General features: G+C 65.7%; 19 protein-coding genes. 8 read left to right on the forward strand and 11 right to left on the reverse strand.

What is annotated here, in order from left to right:
* Nucleotides 1-33 precede the first annotated feature (33 nt).
* On the reverse strand, nucleotides 34-1077 hold the full coding sequence (locus AC1D0P_RS01045; protein ID WP_007872262.1) for a rod shape-determining protein: 1044 nt from the start codon (nucleotides 1075-1077) through the stop codon (nucleotides 34-36).
* Nucleotides 1078-1360: 283 nt separating this feature from the next.
* On the opposite strand from AC1D0P_RS01045, the gene gatC reads away from it, so the two are divergent.
* Genes gatC through gatB form a run of 3 tightly spaced genes read left to right on the forward strand, consistent with a single transcriptional unit; the run spans nucleotide 1361 to nucleotide 4501 of the window.
* On the forward strand, nucleotides 1361-1660 hold the full coding sequence (gene gatC, locus AC1D0P_RS01050) for an Asp-tRNA(Asn)/Glu-tRNA(Gln) amidotransferase subunit GatC (protein WP_477674971.1): 300 nt from the start codon (nucleotides 1361-1363) through the stop codon (nucleotides 1658-1660).
* Nucleotides 1657-2991 carry an amidase family protein gene (locus tag AC1D0P_RS01055; RefSeq protein ID WP_477674972.1) on the forward strand — a complete coding sequence of 445 codons (1335 nt, stop codon included), beginning with the start codon at nucleotides 1657-1659 and terminating at the stop codon, nucleotides 2989-2991. The genes gatC and AC1D0P_RS01055 overlap by 4 nt, the downstream gene beginning before the upstream one ends.
* Nucleotides 2992-3040: 49 nt before the next feature.
* Complete coding sequence (gatB, locus tag AC1D0P_RS01060) at nucleotides 3041-4501, forward strand: Asp-tRNA(Asn)/Glu-tRNA(Gln) amidotransferase subunit GatB (RefSeq protein ID WP_477675011.1); 1461 nt, start codon at nucleotides 3041-3043, stop codon at nucleotides 4499-4501.
* 36 nt (nucleotides 4502-4537) lie between these two features.
* Here gatB and AC1D0P_RS01065 read toward each other — a convergent pair whose 3' ends face one another.
* Both AC1D0P_RS01065 and pyrE read right to left on the reverse strand, forming a co-directional pair.
* Nucleotides 4538-5161: a DUF4124 domain-containing protein gene (locus tag AC1D0P_RS01065; protein WP_477675012.1), complete on the reverse strand. Its 624-nt coding sequence runs from the start codon at nucleotides 5159-5161 to the stop codon at nucleotides 4538-4540.
* A 42-nt stretch (nucleotides 5162-5203) separates the two neighbouring features.
* On the reverse strand, nucleotides 5204-5956 hold the full coding sequence (gene pyrE, locus AC1D0P_RS01070) for an orotate phosphoribosyltransferase (protein ID WP_477674973.1): 753 nt from the start codon (nucleotides 5954-5956) through the stop codon (nucleotides 5204-5206).
* A 10-nt stretch (nucleotides 5957-5966) separates the two neighbouring features.
* Between pyrE and AC1D0P_RS01075 the strand changes: the two genes are divergently transcribed.
* Nucleotides 5967-6833 (forward strand): exodeoxyribonuclease III, encoded by an 867-nt coding sequence (locus AC1D0P_RS01075; protein WP_477674974.1) that lies wholly within the window; start codon nucleotides 5967-5969, stop codon nucleotides 6831-6833.
* A 247-nt stretch (nucleotides 6834-7080) separates the two neighbouring features.
* Here AC1D0P_RS01075 and AC1D0P_RS01080 read toward each other — a convergent pair whose 3' ends face one another.
* The 5 genes from AC1D0P_RS01080 to AC1D0P_RS01100 form a co-directional block, all read right to left on the reverse strand.
* On the reverse strand, nucleotides 7081-7464 hold the full coding sequence (locus AC1D0P_RS01080) for a response regulator (RefSeq protein ID WP_477654330.1): 384 nt from the start codon (nucleotides 7462-7464) through the stop codon (nucleotides 7081-7083).
* 6 nt (nucleotides 7465-7470) lie between these two features.
* Entirely contained in the window at nucleotides 7471-10368 is a 2898-nt protein-coding gene (locus AC1D0P_RS01085; protein WP_477674975.1) for a PAS domain S-box protein, read from the reverse strand.
* Nucleotides 10369-10389: 21 nt separating this feature from the next.
* On the reverse strand, nucleotides 10390-10731 hold the full coding sequence (locus tag AC1D0P_RS01090; protein WP_477674976.1) for an Hpt domain-containing protein: 342 nt from the start codon (nucleotides 10729-10731) through the stop codon (nucleotides 10390-10392).
* 302 nt (nucleotides 10732-11033) lie between these two features.
* Nucleotides 11034-12191: an HPP family protein gene (locus AC1D0P_RS01095; protein ID WP_477675013.1), complete on the reverse strand. Its 1158-nt coding sequence runs from the start codon at nucleotides 12189-12191 to the stop codon at nucleotides 11034-11036.
* A 27-nt stretch (nucleotides 12192-12218) separates the two neighbouring features.
* Complete coding sequence (locus AC1D0P_RS01100; RefSeq protein ID WP_477674977.1) at nucleotides 12219-13061, reverse strand: M48 family metallopeptidase; 843 nt, start codon at nucleotides 13059-13061, stop codon at nucleotides 12219-12221.
* A gap of 25 nt (nucleotides 13062-13086) precedes the next feature.
* Here AC1D0P_RS01100 and AC1D0P_RS01105 point away from each other — a divergent pair, with 25 nt between their 5' ends.
* From AC1D0P_RS01105 to AC1D0P_RS01120, 4 genes are all read left to right on the forward strand, one after another.
* Nucleotides 13087-14706: an AmpG family muropeptide MFS transporter gene (locus AC1D0P_RS01105; protein WP_477674978.1), complete on the forward strand. Its 1620-nt coding sequence runs from the start codon at nucleotides 13087-13089 to the stop codon at nucleotides 14704-14706.
* A 196-nt stretch (nucleotides 14707-14902) separates the two neighbouring features.
* Nucleotides 14903-15619 (forward strand): response regulator, encoded by a 717-nt coding sequence (locus tag AC1D0P_RS01110; RefSeq protein WP_436155751.1) that lies wholly within the window; start codon nucleotides 14903-14905, stop codon nucleotides 15617-15619.
* Between the two features lie 6 nt (nucleotides 15620-15625).
* Complete coding sequence (locus AC1D0P_RS01115; RefSeq protein WP_477674979.1) at nucleotides 15626-16867, forward strand: ATP-binding protein; 1242 nt, start codon at nucleotides 15626-15628, stop codon at nucleotides 16865-16867.
* Nucleotides 16868-17167: 300 nt separating this feature from the next.
* Complete coding sequence (locus AC1D0P_RS01120) at nucleotides 17168-17785, forward strand: carboxymuconolactone decarboxylase family protein (protein ID WP_477674980.1); 618 nt, start codon at nucleotides 17168-17170, stop codon at nucleotides 17783-17785.
* On the opposite strand, the gene waaF is transcribed toward AC1D0P_RS01120, so the two are convergent.
* From waaF to AC1D0P_RS01135, 3 genes are read right to left on the reverse strand one after another with little or no spacing between them, the layout of a single operon-like run.
* The gene (waaF, locus tag AC1D0P_RS01125) at nucleotides 17782-18798 is read right to left on the reverse strand and encodes a lipopolysaccharide heptosyltransferase II (RefSeq protein WP_477674981.1); all 1017 of its coding nucleotides are present in this window, start codon (nucleotides 18796-18798) and stop codon (nucleotides 17782-17784) included. The genes AC1D0P_RS01120 and waaF overlap by 4 nt on opposite strands.
* Nucleotides 18785-19000, reverse strand: coding sequence for a zinc-finger domain-containing protein (locus AC1D0P_RS01130; RefSeq protein ID WP_477674982.1), 216 nt, complete (start codon nucleotides 18998-19000; stop codon nucleotides 18785-18787). The genes waaF and AC1D0P_RS01130 overlap by 14 nt, the downstream gene beginning before the upstream one ends.
* A 9-nt stretch (nucleotides 19001-19009) precedes the next feature.
* Entirely contained in the window at nucleotides 19010-19948 is a 939-nt protein-coding gene (locus AC1D0P_RS01135) for a branched-chain amino acid transaminase (protein ID WP_436155747.1), read from the reverse strand.
* Between the last annotated feature and the right edge of the window lie 65 nt (nucleotides 19949-20013).

Raw genomic sequence — 20013 nt, forward strand, 5'->3', positions numbered from 1 at the left:
TGCCGGCGCGCGGCATGAGATACGGCGTTGCGCTTATTCCGAAGTGAAGATGGAACCCAGGCGATCCATGCGCTCCAGCGCGATCCCGCAACCGCGCACGACGCAGGTCAGCGGGTCTTCGGCCACCAGCACAGGCAGGCCGGTTTCCTCGGCCAGCAGGCGGTCCAGGTCGCGCAGCAAGGCGCCGCCGCCGGTCAGCATCATGCCGCGCTCGGCGATGTCCGCGCCCAGTTCGGGAGGGGTCTGCTCCAGCGCGTTCTTCACGGCGCTGACGATGTTGTTAAGCGGGTCGGTCAGGGCTTCGAGGATTTCGTTGCTGGAGATCGTGAAGCTGCGCGGCACGCCTTCGGAGAGGTTGCGGCCCTTGACTTCCATTTCCTTGACTTCGGAGCCGGGGAAGGCCGAGCCGATGCTTTTCTTGATGGCCTCGGCCGTCGGCTCGCCGATCAGCATGCCGTAGTTGCGGCGGATGTAGTTGATGATGGCTTCGTCGAAGCGGTCACCGCCGACGCGCACGCTGCCCTTGTAGACCATGCCGCCCAGCGAGATCACGCCGACTTCGGTGGTGCCGCCGCCGATGTCGACGACCATGGAGCCGCTGGCTTCCGACACCGGCAGGCCGGCGCCGATGGCCGCGGCCATGGGTTCTTCAATCAGGTAGACGTCGCTGGCGCCGGCGCCCAAGGCGCTTTCGCGAATCGCGCGGCGCTCGACCTGGGTGGAGCCGCAGGGCACGCAGATGATGATGCGCGGGCTGGGCTTGAGCAGGCTGCGCGGGTGCACCATCTTGATGAACTGCTTGAGCATCTGCTCGGTCACGGTGAAGTCGGCGATCACGCCGTCCTTCATCGGCCGGATGGCTTCGATGTTGCCGGGCACCTTGCCGAGCATGGCCTTGGCTTCATGGCCGACAGCCTGGATGGTCTTCTTGCCTTGGGGGCCGCCTTCGTGGCGGATGGCGACGACGGAGGGCTCATCGAGCACAATGCCTCGGTCGCGTACGAAAATCAGGGTGTTGGCGGTGCCAAGGTCAATGGCCAGGTCGGTGGAAAAATACCGACGGAATGCTTCAAACATATGCAGGGGTCCAGTTGGGGCATGAGCGAACTTCGTTGCTCCATCGCCTTTTTATTGATCAGCAATTATGGGGAAGTTGGGCCAGAGGCGCTCTGAAATCTGCTTCTGGCACCTAAAAAGCACCTAAAGCCCGCATCCAACCCTGATTTCACACCAAAGGCGGGATAATAACGCATCCCCTATAGATCAATAGCTTTAGCAAGCCCGTTTTTTGAGCTTTACACCTCGTTTCAGCCCCTGTTTTCTGGTTTATTTTCTCCCGTATTTCCTTCATCTCTACCCCATGGCATTGACACCCCAAGACATCGCCCGCGTCGCCAACCTGGCGCGGCTGGAATTGCGTCCCGACGAAACCGAGCACACCCTGGCCCAACTCAACGGCTTTTTCGCCCTGGTTGAGCAGATGAACGCCATCAATACCGACGGGGTGGAGCCATTGGCCCATCCAGCCGCCGTGATCGGCGAAGTCGCCCTGCGCCTGCGCGAGGACATCGCCAGCGAACCCAACCAGCGCGAGGCCAGCCAGGTGAGCGCGCCCGCCGTGGAAATGGGCCTGTTCCTCGTGCCCAAGGTGATCGAATGAGCAGCCCCCTGAAAAACACCGCCCTGCACGACCTGAGCGTCGCGCAGCTGGCCGCGAAACTGGCCGCGCGCGAAGTCTCCAGCGTTGAAGCCACGCAGCACTTCCTGGCTCGCGTCCAGCACGAAAACCTGGGCGCCTTCCTGGCCACCGACGCGGACGTCTCGCTGGCGCAGGCCAGGGCCGCCGATGCGCGCCTGGCCGCCGGCGAACGCACGCCGCTGCTGGGCGTGCCGCTGGCGCACAAGGACGTGTTCGTCACGCGCGATTTCCCGACGACGGCCGGCTCGAAAATCCTGGAAAACTACCGCAGCCCGTTTGACGCCACGGTGGTGGGCAAGCTGGGGCCGCAGGGCGCCGGCATGGTCACACTGGGCAAGCTCAACTGCGACGAATTCGCCATGGGTTCGGGCAATGACAACAGCGCCTACAAGCCGGTGAAAAACCCCTGGGACACGAGCCGCATTCCCGGCGGCTCCTCGGGCGGCTCGGCCGCCGCTGTCGCCGCGCGCCTGGTGCCCACCGCCACCGGCACCGACACCGGCGGCTCGATACGCCAGCCGGCCTCGTTGACCGGCATCACCGGCATCAAACCCACTTACGGCCGCTGCTCGCGCTACGGCATGGTGGCCTTCGCCTCCAGCCTGGACCAGGCCGGCCCGATGGCGCGCAGCGCGCTTGATTGCGCGCTGCTGCTGTCGGCCATGGCCGGGCCAGACCCGGACCGCGATTCGACCTCGCTGGACCTGCCCGCCGCCGACTACGCGGCGGACCTGCTCGCCGCGCGCCCCGCCGCCGCCGGCGACAAGCCGCTCAAGGGCCTGCGCATAGGCCTGCCCACGCAGTTCTTCGGCGCCGGCTGCGCACCCGACGTGCTGGCCGCCGTGCGCGGCGCGCTGGCCGAGTATGAAAAGCTGGGCGCCACGCTGGTGGACGTGAGCCTGCCGCTGACCGAGCTGTCGATCCCGGTGTACTACGTCATCGCGCCGGCCGAGGCCAGCAGCAACCTGAGCCGCTTTGACGGCGTGCGCTACGGACACCGCGCAGCGCACTACACCAACCTCGACGACATGTACAAAAAGTCGCGCAGCGAAGGCTTCGGCGACGAGGCCACGCGCCGCATCATGATCGGCACCTATGTGCTGTCGCACGGCTACTACGACGCCTACTACCTCAAGGCGCAGAAAATTCGCCGCCTGATCGCGCAGGATTTCCAGACCGCCTTCACGCAGTGCGACATCGGCAACTACTTCAAGGAAGCGCAGCTGCTGGGCGCGGCCCACCAGTTCCAGCTCGCGACCGACTGGCACCTGCGCCAGCCCCCAAGCCTTTAAGTGATTTGACATGAGCCAGACCCAACCCACCGTCAACCCCTTCGCCGAAATGCAGGCCGGCCGCCCCACCGGGCCGCTGGTGCAGGGCTACGAAGTCATCATCGGCTTTGAGACCCACACGCAGCTCACCACACAATCGAAAATCTTCAGCCGCGCCTCCACCGCCTTCGGCGCCGAGCCGAACACGCAGGCCTCCGCCGTGGACTTCGCCCTGCCCGGCGCGCTGCCGGTGATGAACAAGGGCGCGGTGCAGCGCGCCATCGAGTTCGGCCTGGCTGTCAACGCGCACATCGCCGAACACAGCGTGTTCGCGCGCAAGAACTACTTCTACCCCGACCTGCCCAAGGGCTACCAGATCAGCCAGTTTGAAATCCCCGTGGTGCAAGGCGGTGTCGTCGAGTTTTTCCTCGACGGCGAAAAACGCTCGGTGCGCCTGGTGCGCGCCCACCTCGAGGAAGACGCCGGCAAGTCGCTGCACGAGGACTTCATCGGCATGAGCGGCATAGACCTGAACCGCGCCGGCACGCCGCTGCTGGAGATCGTGACCGAGCCCGACATGCGCTCCACGGCCGAGGCCGTGGCCTATGCCAAAGAACTGCACAAGATCGTCACCTGGATCGGTATTTGCGACGGCAACATGCAGGAAGGCAGCTTCCGCTGCGACGCCAACGTCTCGGTGCGCAAGCCGGGCGAGCCACTGGGCACGCGCCGCGAAATCAAGAACCTGAACAGCTTTCGCTTCATGCAGCAGGCCATCGACTACGAGGTACGCTGGCAGATCGCGCAGTTGGAGGACGGCCACGCCATCCAGCAGGCCACCGTGCTGTTCGACCCGGATACCGGCGAAACGCGCAGCATGCGCACCAAGGAAGACGCGGCCGACTACCGCTATTTCCCCGACCCCGATTTGCCGCCGCTGGTGATCGCGCGCGACTGGGTGGAAAAAACACGTTCGGAAATGTCCGAGCTGCCGCGCGTGATGGCGGCGCGTTTCGTCAAGGACTAYGGGCTGTCCGAATACGACGCCGGCCAGCTCACGCAAAGCAAGGCGACCGCCGCATTTTTTGAAGCCGTGGCCGAGGCCAGCCAGCAAGCCAAGCTGGCCAGCAACTGGGTCATGGGCGAGCTGTCGCGGCGCCTGAACATCGAGGAAAAATCGATCRAGGCGTCGACCGTCAGCGCTGGTCAGTTGGCCGCACTGATAGGCCGCATCGCCGACGGCACGATCTCCAACAACGCTGCGAAGCAGGTGTTCGACGCACTGTGGACGGGCGAAGGCACGGACGTAGACGCCGTCATCGAGGCCAAGGGCCTCAAGCAGATGAGCGACACCGGCGAGCTTGAGAAGATCATCGACGACGTGCTGGCCGCCAACGCCAAAAACGTCGAAGAGGTGCGCGGCGGCAATACCAAGGCCATGAACGCGCTGGTCGGCCAGGCCATGAAAGCCACCAAGGGCAAGGCCAACCCGGCGCAGGTCAACGAGTTGCTGAAGAAAAAACTGGGCTGATGGTTTGAGATAAAGCCGGGCGGCCCGCCCGGCCGCTCAGTTTTTGGCTGTGGGCGCCGAGCCCGTAGGGGCTTCTCTCATGGCCCACACCTGCTTGAGCTTGACCAGTTCTTCGTCAAAGCGCTGGTTCACGCGCTTTTTTTCCTGTTCCTGGTCCTGAATGAATTTTTTCTGGACAGCCGAGCTGTGGTCGTTTTCCTCGAGCTTGCGCTTGAGCGAAGGCGGGGCCTTGCCGGGGTCTTTTGCGTAGAACTCGAATTCGGCCTGGATGGCTTTGCGCTGCTCGGCCAGTTCCGCCGTCCGCTTGTTGGAAGCCTTGATGACTTCGTCGACCTGGGCCAGCGCGGTGACGCGCTCCTGGTCGTGCACGGCACGAGTGGGGTAACGCAGCAGCAGGGCGCGGTCCCGGCGCTTGTCCTCGGCCTCGCGGGCCCGCGCTTCGGCGGCGAGCTTGTCCTTTTCTTCCTGCACCGCGCGTTCCTGCGCGGTCAGCGAAGGGCCCACCACGCGCCTGACCGTACCTGAGCGGTTCAGTTCCTGCTGGGTGCGGTCCGTGCACTCGGCGATGGGACGGTCGGCCGTGAGCTTGCGTCCTTTGCCGTCGACACAGGTGTAGATGTTCTGGGCCGCGGCATGGTTCGCCGCGAACGCGGCCGACATCGCAATGACCGTAAGTGCTGTTCGCAAGAGCAAATCGACTCCTTAACCCACGCCGTAGCGGTCCCGATAGGCCAGCACGGCTTGGTAGTGCGTTTTCAGCGACATCGCATCGGCCCCGTTGGCCCCCGGCGTGTCGCCTTGTGTGGAGAGATATTGCAGCAAGTCGGTCAGCCGCGCAATCGCGCAAACCTGCAAGCCCAGATGTTTCGTAACATATTGCACGGCACTATGGCTCACATCCACGCCGTTTTCCGTGGCCTTCTCCTGGCGGTCCAGGGCCAGCGCCACCGCKTGGGGAACGGCGCCCGCGGCCTGGATGATGGCGATCGACTCGCGCGCCGCCGTGCCTGCGGACATCACGTCGTCAATGATGAGCACGCGGCCCTTGACGGGCGCGCCGACCAGCGTACCGCCTTCGCCGTGGTCCTTGGCTTCCTTGCGGTTGTAGGCGAACGGGTAGTTGCGCCCCAGCCGCGCGAGTTCGATGGCCACCGCCGCGGCCAGTGGAATGCCCTTGTAGGCCGGCCCGAAAATCATGTCRAAAGCCAGGCCCGTGCGCTTTTCCTCGGCCAGCAGGTGGCGCGCATAGAATTGCGCCAGCCGTCCCAGCTTGGCGCCGTCGTCGAACAGGCCGGCGTTGAAAAAATACGGGCTCATGCGCCCGGCCTTGGTCTTGAATTGCCCGAAGCGCAGCACCCCCGCCTCCACGGCGAACTGCACGAATTCCTGTGCCAGCGCGCCGTCCGCGGAAACTGCCCCGTCCCTGTTGTCCTGTTGTTGCCCTGCCGTGCTCATTGGAAGTCCCATGTTTAAATTGACCAGCCTCAACCTCAACGGTATCCGCTCCGCGGCCAGCAAAGGCCTGCAGGACTGGGTTTTGCAGTCCATGCCGGATTGTATTTGCGTGCAGGAGCTCAAGGCCCAGGCAGCCGACATGAGCGGGCGCTTCGAGGAAATCGCCGGCCTCAAGGGGCACTTTCATTTCGCCGAGAAAAAAGGCTACTCCGGCGTGGGCGTCTATACGCGCCATGAACCCAGCGACGTGATCGTGGGCTACGGCTCGACCGAATTCGACGCCGAAGGGCGCTACGTGGAGCTGCGCTTCGACCGGCCCGGGCGCAAGCAAAGCCCCAAGCTCTCCATCATCAGCTGCTACTTTCCCAGCGGCTCCTCGGGCGAGGAGCGCCRGGCCGCCAAGTTCCGCTTCCTGGCCGAGTTCTACCCGCGCCTGCTGGCCCTGAAGGAAACGCGCGACTTCGTGCTGTGCGGCGACGTCAACATCGCGCACCAGGAAATCGACCTCAAAAATTTCAAGGGCAACCGGAAGAACAGCGGCTTCCTGCCCGAAGAGCGGGCCTGGATGACCGAATTGCTGCGCGACGCGGAACTCGCCAATGAAGCGGCCGATGAGCTGACGGAACGCACCGGACCCTCGGTCAGAGGCGGCGGCATGGTCGACGTCTACCGCAAGCTGCAGCCCACGGCGACCGACGCGGCCTACACCTGGTGGAGCAACCGCGGCCAGGCCTACGCAAAGAACGTGGGCTGGCGCCTGGACTACCACCTGGCCACCCCGGCCTTCGCGGCACTGGCCCGCAGCGAACACATCTACAAAGACCAGCGCTTTTCCGACCACGCGCCCATGAGCGTGGACTACGAATTCAAGCTCTGACCCCCGTTCAGACTCACTGCGTGTAGTCTGCTCCCCCCTTCTAGGGGGCGGCGCCTGCGGTCTGGCAAAGCCAGTCCCGCGGCCCCTGCTGGTGGAAAGCCTCCGTCGCTAGTCCCACCCACAGAATTCTTCAAGCCAGCATGAGCCGTGGAACCGGCTTTGCCGGGCCACAGGCGGGCGGCCCCCTCGGGGGGCAGGAAGCGACACGAAGTGCGCGACCGTGGGGGCCACATCCAGCGTGGGGGCTTTATCTCTGTGCCCAGATCCGCTGGATCTGCGTGGACAACTCCATCGGGTCGAAGGGCTTGGGAATCACTTCCAGCGCGCCCAGCCCCTTGTACACCGCCACCTCGGCGGCCTGCACCTTGGCGGTCATGAAGATCACCGGGGTGTCGGCGGTGGCCGGCAGCTGGCGCAGGCCCTTGAGCGTTGTCGGCCCGTCCATGCCGGGCATCATGACGTCCAGCAGCAGCAGGTCGGCGCCGGCGCCCGGCGCGGCGTCCAGCGCTTCCTGGCCGGAGGCGCAGGCAATCACGGTGAAGCCGCCCACGGCTTGCAGCGCCATCTGCGCCACCATGCGGATATCGGGCTCGTCTTCAACATAGAGGATGCGGTTCAGTGGTGTGGTCATGATGGTTCAGTTCAAGGTTTGGGAACGGACGGGGCCCGGGTCGCCGGGAATCTGCAGGACTCGCTGGATTGTATTGAGCAGTTCGGTGTTTGAGGTATGGGCCTTGACCAGGACCGCGTCGGCCTGCCTGCCGTCCGCCGGGTCCACGTCGCCGGCCGAGAACACGATCACCGGCGGGCGCGGGTCCAGCGCGTCGATGTCCTCGAACAGGTCCCAGCCCGAATGGCTGCCCAGCGCCAGGTCCAGCAGCACCAGGTCAAAGGGGTGCTCGCGCAGGCGGTCGCGGGCTTCGTCCAGCGTGGCAGCGAATTCAAAGCTTGCGAAGTCCTGGGCGATGGCGGCGGTGATGCGCTGGATGTCCAGGTCGTCCTCCACATGCAGGATGCGCGGTTTGCCGGAGTCCAGGCTGGCGACGGCCCGGCGCAGGCTGTGCACCAGCAGGTTTTCGTCGATGGGTTTCTTGAGCCAGTCAGACACCGTGTGCGGCTTGCGGYTGAACTGCAGCTGGCCCTGCTCGGCCATGGCCGAGATCACCACGACGGGCAGGTTGCGCGTCCCCTCGTCCTCGCGCAGCTGGCCGATGAAGGACACGCCGTTCTGGCCGGGGAGCTTGAGGTCCACCGTCACCGCATCGTAGGTATTGGAGGCCAGGCAGGCCAGCGCCTGCTCGGCGCTGAAGGTCATGTCGGAATCAAAGCCGGCCTTGCCCAGCATCATGCTGATCAGCTTGGCCACGTCGGGGTCGCCTTCGCAGATCAGGATGCGCGGGCGCGAGGAAATCGCGGGCGGCCTCAGCGGCTTGAGCAGCGGCACCGGGTTGGTCCATTCGGGCATTTCAAAAAAGAAGGTCGTGCCCGCGCCGAGCTTGCTGGAGAAGCCGATGGTGCCGCCCATTTTTTCGACCAGGGCACGGGAAATATTCAAGCCCAGGCCGGTTCCGCCTTTCTGGCGGGTGTCGGACGAATCGGCCTGCGAGAACTTCTGGAAGATGCGGCTACTGAACTCCTCCGGAATGCCGGGGCCGACGTCGACCACCTCGGTCCGTACCTTTTGCCCGGTGCGCGAGAGCCTGACTTCCACCGGGCTGCCCTTGGGCGAAAACTTCACGGCGTTGGACAGCAGGTTGGTCAGCACCTGGGTCATGCGGTCGCTGTCGATGCGCACGTGCAGCGCCGTGTCGGGCGCCCGCATCACCAGGCTCACGCCGTGCTGACTGGCAAAGCCCTCATTGGAGACCAGCGCCTGCTGCACCAGCTGCTTGAGGTCCACCACCTGCAGGTCCAGGCGCAGCTTGCCGGATTCGATTTTTTCGCTGTCCAGGATGTCGTTGATCAGCCGGATCAGGCGCTCGCAGTTGTTTTGCGCAATGCCCACCAGGCTCTTGACGGCTTCGGGCAACTGGCCGGCCACGCCGCCCGAGATCAGGCCCAGAGAACCACGTATCGACGTCAGCGGCGTGCGCAGCTCGTGGCTGACGGTGGAGACGAACTCGGTCTTCATGCGGTCTATGCGCTTGAGTTCGGTGATGTCGGTGCCCAGCGAGAAAAAGCCGATCACCTTGTCCGCGCTGGTGCCTTCGCCGTAACGCGGGAAGTACTGCATCGCGTAGTGCCTGCGCTCGCCCTGGGGCGTGATCTGCGTCCGCTCATAACGCACCATATGCCCGCTCAGGACCTCATCCACCTTTTCCCGCACCGTCTCATAGACCTGCGGGCCCAGCACGTCGGCCAGCGGCTTCCCGTCGATCTGCTCGTAGCTCAGGCCGAAGTTGTCCTCATAGGCCCGGTTGTGGAAGCGAAAGCGCTGGTCGGTGTCCAGGTAGGCGATCAGGGCCGGCACGGTGTCGGTGACCTGGCGCAGTTGCGACTCGCTGGCTCGCAAGGCTTCGGTGGTGCGTTTGCTTTCGGTGATGTCATGCATCACGGCGGTGAACAGGCGCCTGCCGCCCACCTCCACGTCGCCGAAGGACACGCTGACCAGGAATTCGCTGCCGTCCCTGCGCAGGGCGCGCACCTCGCGCCCGGCGATCCGGAAGGCTTCAGGCCGCGCGCGCATCATGCCGGTGAATTCCTTGTACTGGCGGCGCAGGCGTTCCGGCACCAGTTCCGAAACATCGCGCCCCACCAGTTCGTCGCGCGCATAGCCAAAGAGTTGCAGGGCGGCGGCATTGGCCTCCAGGACGATGTCATCGGCGCTGGTGGTGATCACGGCCTCCACCATGCCTTCGGTGATGCTGCGGCTCATGGCCTCGCTGTCGCGCAACTGGGCTTCGCCGCGTTTTCGCACCTGCTCGTAATGCTTGACCACATAGCCCACCCAGCCCAGCATGGCAAAAAACAGCATGCTGCCGGCGATGATGAAGCCCTGCGCCCACTGGGCGCTGCGTTCGGCCACGGCCTGCGCGTCGCGCCACCTGTAGACCTCGCGGTTGCGCGCGTTTTCCAGCAGGCCGTTGGTGCGCAGCCGCAACTGCCGGCTGGCATCGCTGCCGAGAACGGCGGCCGCCGCTTCGGGGCCGGCCGCCTTGCGCGCCGCGATGGACTGGTTGGCGATCAGGGCACGCTGGTTGATCAATTCATCAAACTCCGCCGCCTCCTGCAGCACGTTGGCGCTGCGCGTGCGGGCCCTGATGGTGCGCAGCTCAACCCTGGCAGCCTGGAAGGCTTCCAGATCGTCGGCGTTGCCGCTCAGCAGGTACTGCCGCAGCGCCGATTCGGTCGACCGCAGGCTGGAATCCACGCGCTCCAGCATGACCAGCGTGTCTTCGGTGCGCACGCGGGACTGGGCTGTTTCAAGCAGGCGGCTGATGGTCAGGTAGGACGCCGCGCCCACCACCGTCATCAGCACCACGCCGGCCGCCACCGCGAGTTTGATCTTGGACAGGAAGGCGGCGGAGGCAGGCATGGGCAATCCGTTCGGGCGGTGTCAGCTTGCGCCGTGAAAGCGCTGCTGCAGTTCTTCGACGGCCTTGCCGAGCTCGGCACGGGCCTCGGGCGCCAGCGCCTGATCCTTGCCGACATGGGGTTCCAGGGCCAGCTCCAGCGCCTGCGCGGCCAGCCCGAGGTCCGCCCAGCCGAAAGTGGCCGCGGAACCCGCCAGGCTGTGCGCGTGGCGCTCCAGCGTCGGCAGGGCCTGGGCCAGGTCCTCGCCCCTCAGGATCTGCTGCCAGAGCAAGCCGACCTGTTCCAGGCGACGCGGCAGGGAACGGGTGTAATCGGCGCGCTGCTCCTCCAGGAATGCGAGCRGGGCCGGGTCGGTGCTCTTCATGGCTTGGGGATGGAGGGCACCCGCCCTGGACCCATGCCCCGCAGCGGCGGGGAAAAGGCAGTTAATCCTGGAGCATGGGGAGAGCTCATGCGGACCATCTTAAGGCGCAAGTATCAAAAAGCAGCGTAGGACAAGTACGAGTAGTCACCGCACGGCACGCTGATTCGGCATGCGCCACCAGATGGGAAATCCRCCTCCGCCTTGCCTGCTAGGTCTTATGGCTTTATTCGCAACGAAGGATGCGAAAAATCCGCTCGCACATGAGTACCTTCGACCTCATGCTTGAAGCATCCCGCCGCGTGTCAGGCGGCCGGGTCGGCGGCGCGTCCCAGTGCGGCGACCAGATCCGACTGGGTAATAATTCCGACCAGCCGTTCGCCCTCCCCGATGATGGGAATGTGGTGGTGGCCCGTGCTGCCGAACAGCGGCACCAGCTCCACCAGCCGGCGTTGCCGGCCGGCCACGCGCACATTGCGGGTCATGATCTGCCCCACGACCTCCGGCTTTTCCGAATACACGCTGCGCGTGCTGCGCACCAGCTGCCTGAGCTTGGCGTCAAAGCCGTCGTACAGGTCCAGGTCTGCGGCCCGCATGAAATCCGCGACCGTGATGATGCCCGCGATGCGAAAGCCGCGGTCGACCACCGGCAGCGCCTTGATGCGGCGCTCCCTCAGCAAGGCCCAGGCGTCCTCCAGCGGCGTGCCGAACTCCACCGTCACCACGTCGCGCGACATGATGTCTTCACAGCGCACCTCGGCCAGCTTTCGGTCGTAGGCGCGCAGCCGCGTTTCCGCCAGCAGGACCTTGAGGTCGTCGCGGCTCACGTCCAGCACCTGGTTGTAGCGTGCCAGCACCGCGTCCAGGTCGGCGTCGAGCTGCCGGTCTTCGGCCGAGGGCGCTGCGCCCGGTGGCGGCAGCTGCGTGTGCGGGTAGGCCCGGCGCGTCGCGTTGTTGTAAAGGATGCCCACGGCCACCAGCAGCACCGAGTTGAGCATCACAGGATAAAAAGCGAACACCGGGCTGGAAATGCCGCCCAGCACCATCATGAGCGCCGTGGCGCCACCAGGCGGGTGCAGGCAACGCAAAGCCAGCATCAGCGCGATGGCGGTGGCCACCGCCAGGGCCGCGGCCAGTTCGGGGGAACCCAGCAGGTGCACGCCGTGCACCCCGGCGATGCCGGCCAGTGCCGACAGCGTGTTGCCGCCCACCACCGGCCAGGGCTGCGCCATGGGGCTCGCCGGTACGGCAAAGACCAGCACCGCGCTGGCCCCCAGCGGCGCCACCAGCCAGGGCAGGCCGGGCACGACCCGGCCTGCCAGGTGGCACAACAAACCCGTCAGAAAAATTCCCAGCAGCGAGCCCGCCACCAGGCGCAGGCGTTCGCGCGTGTTGATGCGGGTGCGCGCGGGGCGAAAGGACCGCCACCACGCGCGCGAGAAGAATGCAGCGCGCTGCGTCAAACCGGTCACCAGGGGCGGCCTGCCAGCTTAGCCGCGGGCGCGTTGGTATAGGCCCTGGACCTTGGGCACGTTGGCTTGCAATTGCTGGATGCGCTCGGGGCCGGAAGGGTGAGTCGAAAGAAAGCTAGGGCCACCGGCACCGCCGCCGGCCTGTCCCATTTTTTCCCAGAGGCTGACGGACGCCTGCGGGTTGTAGCCGCCGCGCGCGGCCAGTTCCAGGCCCACCAGGTCGGCGTCGGTTTCGTCCTCACGGCTGAAGCGCAGCGTCAGCAGCTGCGTGCCTATGCTGGCGGCCAGGTCGCCCATCTGGCCCCAGCCCAGCAGTTGGGCGCCCAGCGACAGCAGGGTGCCGGTGCCCTGGCTTTTGGCGATGCGCGCGCGGGCGTGTTCGCGCAGCGCGTGGGCCATCTCATGGCCCATGATCATGGCCGCCTCGTCGTCGGTCAGCTTGAGCTGGTCGAGGATGCCGGTATAGAAGGCGATCTTGCCGCCCGGCATGCAGAACGCATTGATCTCCTTGCTGCCCAGCAGGTTGACTTCCCAGCGCCACTGCTTGGCGCGGTCGTTCCATTGGGCGGTCTGCGGCACCAGCTTTGCGGCAATGGTGCGCAGCCGTTGCAGTTGCGGGTGGCCTTGCGGCGCCAGTGAGCCCTTGGCGCGGGCCTCGGCAAGCAGCTTGCTGTATTCCTGGGTGGCGGCGGTTTCAATCTCGTCGGCGGGTACGAGGTTGCGCAGCTGGGATGAGGGCCCGACATCCACCTGCRCGCGCAGCGGCAGGGTGGCAGCCGTCGCCGCGGTGCCGGCGGCGGCCAGCAGGAATGCCCGGCGGCCGGGCCAGGCGGAATGTTTTGCGTCGCATAAAAAGCACATGGGTGAATAATAGTCACAAATCGAAATGGCCATGTCAGACAAAACCCCCTCATCCGCCCTGGCACCGGGCGCCTCCTCCTCCCTCCCCGAATCCACCAGCACCGCACCGGTATCGTGGGCCAGCGTCTGGCGCGTGTACGCCGAGCGCGCCACCCTGCGCATGCTGCTGCTCGGATTCTCGGCGGGCCTGCCGCTGTTGCTGGTTTTCGGCACGCTGAGCTTCTGGCTGCGCGAAGCGGGCATCGACCGCACCACCATCGGATTTCTGAGCTGGATCGGCCTGGCCTACGGCTTCAAATGGGTGTGGGCGCCGCTGGTGGATCGCCTGCCGATACCGGTGCTCACACGCCTGCTGGGGCGCCGCCGCAGCTGGTTGCTGCTGGCGCAGTTCACCATCATCGGCGCGTTGTGCGGCATGGCGCTGAACGACCCCAAGTTGTCCCTGCAGCCCATGGTGTGGTGCGCGCTGGCCGTGGCGTTTGCGTCAGCCACGCAGGATATCGCGCTCGATGCCTTTCGCATCGAGTCCGCGGATGCCAAACGCCAGGCGGCGCTGGCGGCGGCCTACCAGACCGGCTACCGCATCGCAATGATCTGGGCCGGTGCCGGCGTGCTGTGGATCGCCGCGCGCGCCGAAGTCCCCAACGCCGCGGCTTACCAGCCTGGAGCGTGGCAAGCCGCCTACCTGGTGATGGCCTTCTCCATGCTGCCGGGAATCATCACCGTGCTGTTTTCATCGGAGCCTGCCGAGCGCGCCCGCGCCGAAAGCGACGCTGAAACCGCGGCGACCCGCGCACGCTTTGCCGCCACCGGCATTCCCCTGTATGGCGCAGTGCTGTTCGCGACGCTCGCGCTCCTTGTGCTGTTGCTGCTGATCGCACCCGGCATGGTCTTGCTGGGCTACTACCTGGCCCTCAGCGCCTACCTGTTGCCAGCGCTCATCTACGTGCTGGCCGTCATCGGCCTGGCCAAAACAGGTATTCGCGTCGCGCTGCCGGTGCGGCTGGTGCCGGCAGCCGTCTGGTTCGACCATGCTTTTTACCTGCCGTTCGCCGAGTTCCTCAAGCGCTACGGCAAGCAGGCCATCGTGATCCTCGCGCTGATCGCCATCTACCGCATCAGCGACGTTGTCATGGGCATCATGGCCAACCCGTTTTACGTGGACATGGGCTACACCAAGGACGAGGTCGCCGCCGTCACCAAGATCTACGGCGTCATCATGACGCTGGTGGGCGCCTTCATCGGCGGTGCCATGGCCATGCGCCTGGGCGTGATGCGCGTGCTGATGCTGGGCGCCGTGCTGAGCGCCGGCAGCAACCTGCTGTTCGCCTGGCTGGGCACGCGCGGCCATGACGTCAACGCGCTGGTCTTCGTGATCTCGGCCGACAATCTCTCCAGCGGCATCGCCTCGGCGGCTTTCATCGCCTACCTGTCCAGCCTGACCAACGTCAACTATTCGGCCACCCAGTACGCGCTTTTCAGCTCCATGATGCTGCTGCTGCCCAAGTTCCTGGCCGGCTATTCGGGCAAATACGTGGATGCCTTCGGTTACAGCCAGTTCTTCACCGCGACCGCTTTGCTGGGCCTGCCGGTACTGGTACTGGTCGCCCTGGCCTCGCGGATGCAGGCCCCGAAATCCCAATAGGGGCAGCAACCTTACGCTATCAAATCGATAGCTCTAAAACAGCTACCAGATGCCCGCGCGGCGGAGTATGCTGGCAGGTTGCCGCCCGGTTTACCGTAACTTTACGATGGCTTCAAGTGCGATTGTTGCGTGCGGCGCAGCATAAACCCATTGTGATCCACCCCGGGGGACACGCCCTGCAACCGAGGACCCATCCATGACCCAACAACTCCTGATGATCGAAGACGACGCCCGCCTGGCCAACATGGTGGGCGAATATCTACGCCAGTCGGGCTATGGCTTCACCCACGCGGCCGACGGCGCGAGTGGGCTGGCCGCACTGGAAGGCAACACGCCCGACCTGGTCATCCTGGACCTGATGCTGCCCGACATGGACGGCCTGGAAGTGTGCCGGCGCATCAAGGGCCAGGGCAGCGAAACCGCCAACACCGCCGTGCTGATGCTCACCGCCAAGGGCGACCCCATGGACCGCATCGTCGGCCTGGAAATCGGCGCCGACGACTACCTGCCCAAGCCCTTCGAGCCGCGCGAACTKCTGGCGCGCATACGCGCCGTGCTGCGCCGCGGCGGCGAAACCGGCAACGCCGCGGCCAACGGCGGCCACAAGGTCATGCGCTTCGGCTCGCTGGAAATCGATCGCGATGCGCGCACCGTCTCGGTGTCGGGCACCCCCTGCGAACTCACCTCCTACCAGTTCGACCTGCTGGTGGCGCTGGCCGAGCGCGCCGGCCGCGTGCTGAGCCGCGACCAGATCATGGAAGCCGTGCGCGGCCGCGAGCTGGAGGCCTTCGACCGCTCCATCGACGTGCACATGGGCCGCATCCGCAGCGCCATCGAGGCCGACGCCAAGGACCCCAAACGCATACTCACCGTGCGCGGTGTGGGTTATGTGTTCGCCAAGCAGCAGGACTAGATTTTTATGTGGAGCCGTTTCACTTCACATCTGTACGTACGAATATGGCTCGCGGTGGTCGCCACCGTGGTCGTATTGACCTTCCTGGTCGGCGCGGCCTGGCGCCTGAGCGCCGACCCGCCGCAGCTACCGATACGCGAAGTGCTGGTGCACAACGACAAGGGCGAAGTCATAGGCACGGCGCAGACCCGTCCCGACCGCAAGCTCGGCGACGACCTTGAGTTCGACGTCACGACCAAGGACGGCCAGACGCTGAACCTGCTGCTGCCCCGGCCCAAGCGCCCGCCCGGCAATCCCTGGATGCGCCCGCCTTTCGGCTTCGGCTTCGGCTGGATGCTGGGCCTGGTCGGCCTGGCCGTGGCGCTGGGGGCCTATCCCGTCATGCGCCGGCTGACGCAGCGGCTTGAAGCCCTGCAGCGCGGCGTGGAACGCTGGGGCGCGGGCGACCTGTCGGCCCGCGTCAATGCCGAAGGCACGGACGAAGTGGCCTTCCTGGCCCGGCGCTTCAACCACGCGGCCGAGCGCATCGAGACCCTGATGGAGTCGCACAAGTCGCTGCTGGCCAATGCCTCGCATGAACTGCGCTCGCCGCTGGCACGCATCCGCATGGGGCTGGAGCTCATGGGCACCGACGCCGCCTCGCCGCAGCGCAAGGAGATCTCGCGCAGCATCACCGAACTCGACCAGCTGATCGACGAAATCCTGCTGGCCAGCCGCCTGGACGCCAAGCAGGCCGACGCCGAGCCCTTTGAAACCCTGGACCTCACGGGCCTGGCGGCCGAGGAATGCGCGCGCGTCAATGCCGAGCTGAGCGCCGAACCCGGCAACCAGGCCGGCGCCGGCCTGGGGCTGGACGCCACCAGCCACGGCCTGACCGTGCAGGGCTCGCCACGCCTGTTGCGCCGGCTCATCCGCAACCTGCTGGAAAACGCCAGGCGCTACGGCACCGGCGAGATCGACCTGGAACTCGCGCAGACCCGCGTCGGCGCCAGGCAGCTGGCCGTGGTCAAGGTGCACGACCGCGGCCCGGGCGTCCCTGCCGGCCAGCGCGAGCGCATCTTCGAGCCCTTTTACCGCCTGCCCGGCGCCAGCGAGCGCGAAGGCGGCGTGGGCCTGGGCCTGGCGCTGGTCAAGTCCATCAGCCAGCGGCATGGCGGCAGCGTGCGCTGCGAGGCACGGCCCGGCGGCGGCGCGTCCTTCATCGTGGAACTGCCGGTGGCCCATGCGATGGCCCAGCCGGCAGCGTGAAATAAATCACGAAATCCCGGCCGATTCAGCAAAAATCCCACGTCCTCCTCTATTTGGAGAATGGTCAAAGCGCGTGCAATCGGCGACAGTTCCCGGCGTTGCTGTCACAACACCCGCAATTGAGGGAAACAGGGAAATAAAACAGACGTCGGTGAAGCATTTATTGATCTCCCAACGACGTTCTCCCACCCAGGAGAACCTTCAAAAGGCCACCGCGAGGTGGCCTTTTTTTTGTCCCGGCACCGGGCAGCGCGGGCTTTGATACCCTAGGGAATCTCTCCCACCACAGGACGCCAAGCCATGAGCACCTCCCCCCAGCCTGCCAACATTCCCCAGGGCTTTTTTTCGTCCACCGCGGACCGCATGCCGCTGATGCCGCGCGAAGCCATGTCGCCGGCGCAGCGCGAAGCCGCCGACGCCATCATCGCCGGGCCGCGCAAGGCCGTGTTCGGCCCCTTCATCCCCCTGCTGCGCAGCCCGCAACTCATGGGCCGCGTCGGCGACGTGGGGGCGTACCTGCGCTTTGAGAGCATGCTGGACGCGCGCATCCGCGAACTCGCGACCTGCGTCGCCGCGCGCCATACCGCCAACCAGTTCGAGTGGCTGATGCACGCGCCGCTGGCGGTGGCTGCGGGCGTGGCCCAGGCCACCGTGGACGCCATCGCCGACGGCAGGCAGCCCACGGGCATGGCCGCCGACGAAGCGGTTGCGCTGGACCTGGTGTTTGAGGTGCTCAGGCAGCATGGCTGCTGCGACGCCACCTATGCCGCGGCCGTCAAGACCTTTGGCGAACAGGGCGTGGTCGAGCTCGTGAGCCTGGTCGGTTACTTCGTGATGGTGTGCTGGGTGATGAACGTGGCGCGCACGCCGACGCAGGGCAAGCCGGGCGTTGAGCCCCTGTCACCCTTCCCCGCTTAGGGCTTTGGCGCCAGCGCCGCCAGCACGCGCTCAGGCGCGATGTCGTTCAGGCAGCGCGTATGGCCCAGCGGGCATTCGCGTTCAAAGCAGGGCGCGCAGTCCAGCGGCGGCTGATAGTCCGCGTCAGCCTTGAGCCAAAGCACTGCCGCCTTGTCGCTCAACGGTGGCGTGTGCAGCGGGCTGGACGAGCCGAAAATCGCGACCTGCGGAACACCGAAGGCCGCAGCCACATGCATCAGGCCCGAATCGTTGCTGATGGTGGATTTGCAGGCGGCAATCAGGCACAGGGCCTGCACCAGCGAGGTCTTGCCCGCGAAGTTCAGGCATTTTCCGGGCTGCACCGCGTTCACCGGCGCGGCGATCTCTTCGCACAGCGCCGCCTCCTTGCCCGAACCCAGCAGCACCACCGGTAAATCCAGCCGGTCGGCCAGTTCCGAGAAATGGCGGGCCGGCCAGCGCTTGGCGGGACCGTATTCGGCGCCGGGCGCGAACACGTGAAAGCCGCCGCGCTGCAAGCCGAGTTCGGCCAGCGCCTGGTCGATGTCAGCGGGCGCCATCTGCAACTGCGGCCGGTCTTTCTCCAGGTCGGCACCACCGCTCAGCGCTGAATAAAACGCCACCATGGGCGGTTTGTTCTTGGGGTTCTTGAGCCGGTGCGTGAGCAGGCCCACGCGCGCCTCGCCGAAATAGCCAATGCGCTCGGGAATGCTGGCCAGGAAGGGCAGCAGCGCGCTTTTCAGCGAATTCGGCAGCACATAGGCCTTGTCGAACCGGCCTTCAATGCGTTTGGCGATCGCGCGACGTTCGCGGAACTGCAGGCCGCCGTGCGCAAAAGGGAATTCGATGACCTCGGCCACCTGCGGCATGGCGCGATACACCGGCGCCACCCAGGGCAAGGCCCCGACCGTGAGGCGCTCGCCGCGCGCCTCCAAGCGGCGCAACAACGGCTCCGTCATCACCGCGTCGCCTATCCACTGCGGCGCAATGACGAGGGCGTTTTTAGTGGCTTCCACCGAAGTGTTCGCCGGCCTTCAGCGCGTAAACGGTGCCGCAGTAAGGGCACTTGGCACTCCCGGTGCGTGCCACGTCCAGGTAGACCTTGGGATGGCTGTTCCAGATTTTCATGTCGGCCTTGGGGCTGGGGCAGTAGACGCCGCCTTGCGCATTGAGGTCCGAAGCCAGCAGTTCAACGGAAGAAGAGGTAGTGGTGGTCATGGTGCGGACTCAAACCTTGGCGAGCCAGTGGGCGTATTTCGGATTGCGGCCGTTGACGATGTCAAAGAAGGCGCTCTGGATTTTTTCGGTGATGGGGCCGCGCGAGCCGGCGCCGATTTCGATGCGGTCGAGTTCGCGGATAGGCGTGACTTCGGCGGCCGTGCCGGTGAAAAAAGCCTCGTCGGAGATATACACCTCGTCGCGCGTGATGCGCTTTTGCACCAGTTCCAGGCCCAGGTCCTTGCAGATGTGCAGGATGGTGTTGCGCGTGATGCCGTTGAGCGCGCCGGCCGACAGGTCGGGCGTGTAGACCACGCCGCCCTTGACCACAAAGATGTTCTCGCCCGCGCCTTCGCTGACGAAGCCCGAGGCGTCCAGCAGCAGGGCCTCGTCGTAGCCGTCGTCCAGCGCTTCCATATTGGCCAGGATGGAATTGGTGTAGTTGCTGACCGCCTTGGCCTGCGTCATCGTGATGTTGACGTGGTGGCGCGTGTAGCTGGAGGTCTTGACGCGGATGCCGCGCTTCATGCCCTCTTCACCGAGGTAGGCGCCCCAGGGCCATGCCGCGACCATCAGGTGGATCTGGTTGCCCTTGGGGCTGACGCCGAGTTTTTGCGAGCCTATCCAGGTCAGCGGGCGGATGTAGCAGGACTCCAGCTTGTTCTCGCGCACCACGGCTTTCGTGGCCTCGTTGACTTCAGCCTGGGTAAAGGGAATCTTCATGCGCAGGATCTTGGCGCTGTTGAAGAGGCGCTCGGTGTGCTCTTCGAGCCGGAAAATCGCCGTGCCGCCGGTAGCGTTGTAGGCGCGCACGCCCTCAAAAGCGCCGCAGCCGTAGTGCAGGGTGTGGCTCAGCACGTGGATCTTGGCATCGCGCCAGTCGACCATCTGGCCGTCCATCCAGATTTTGCCGTCGCGGTCTGCCATGGAGGGTGCTACTGGGGACATGATGGGATCCTTGTTCTGAGTGGGGTGATGCGGGGCCCCGGGTGCACCGCGGGGGCGCGCCCGGA

The organism is Polaromonas sp. P1_G2 (assembly GCF_056405515.1).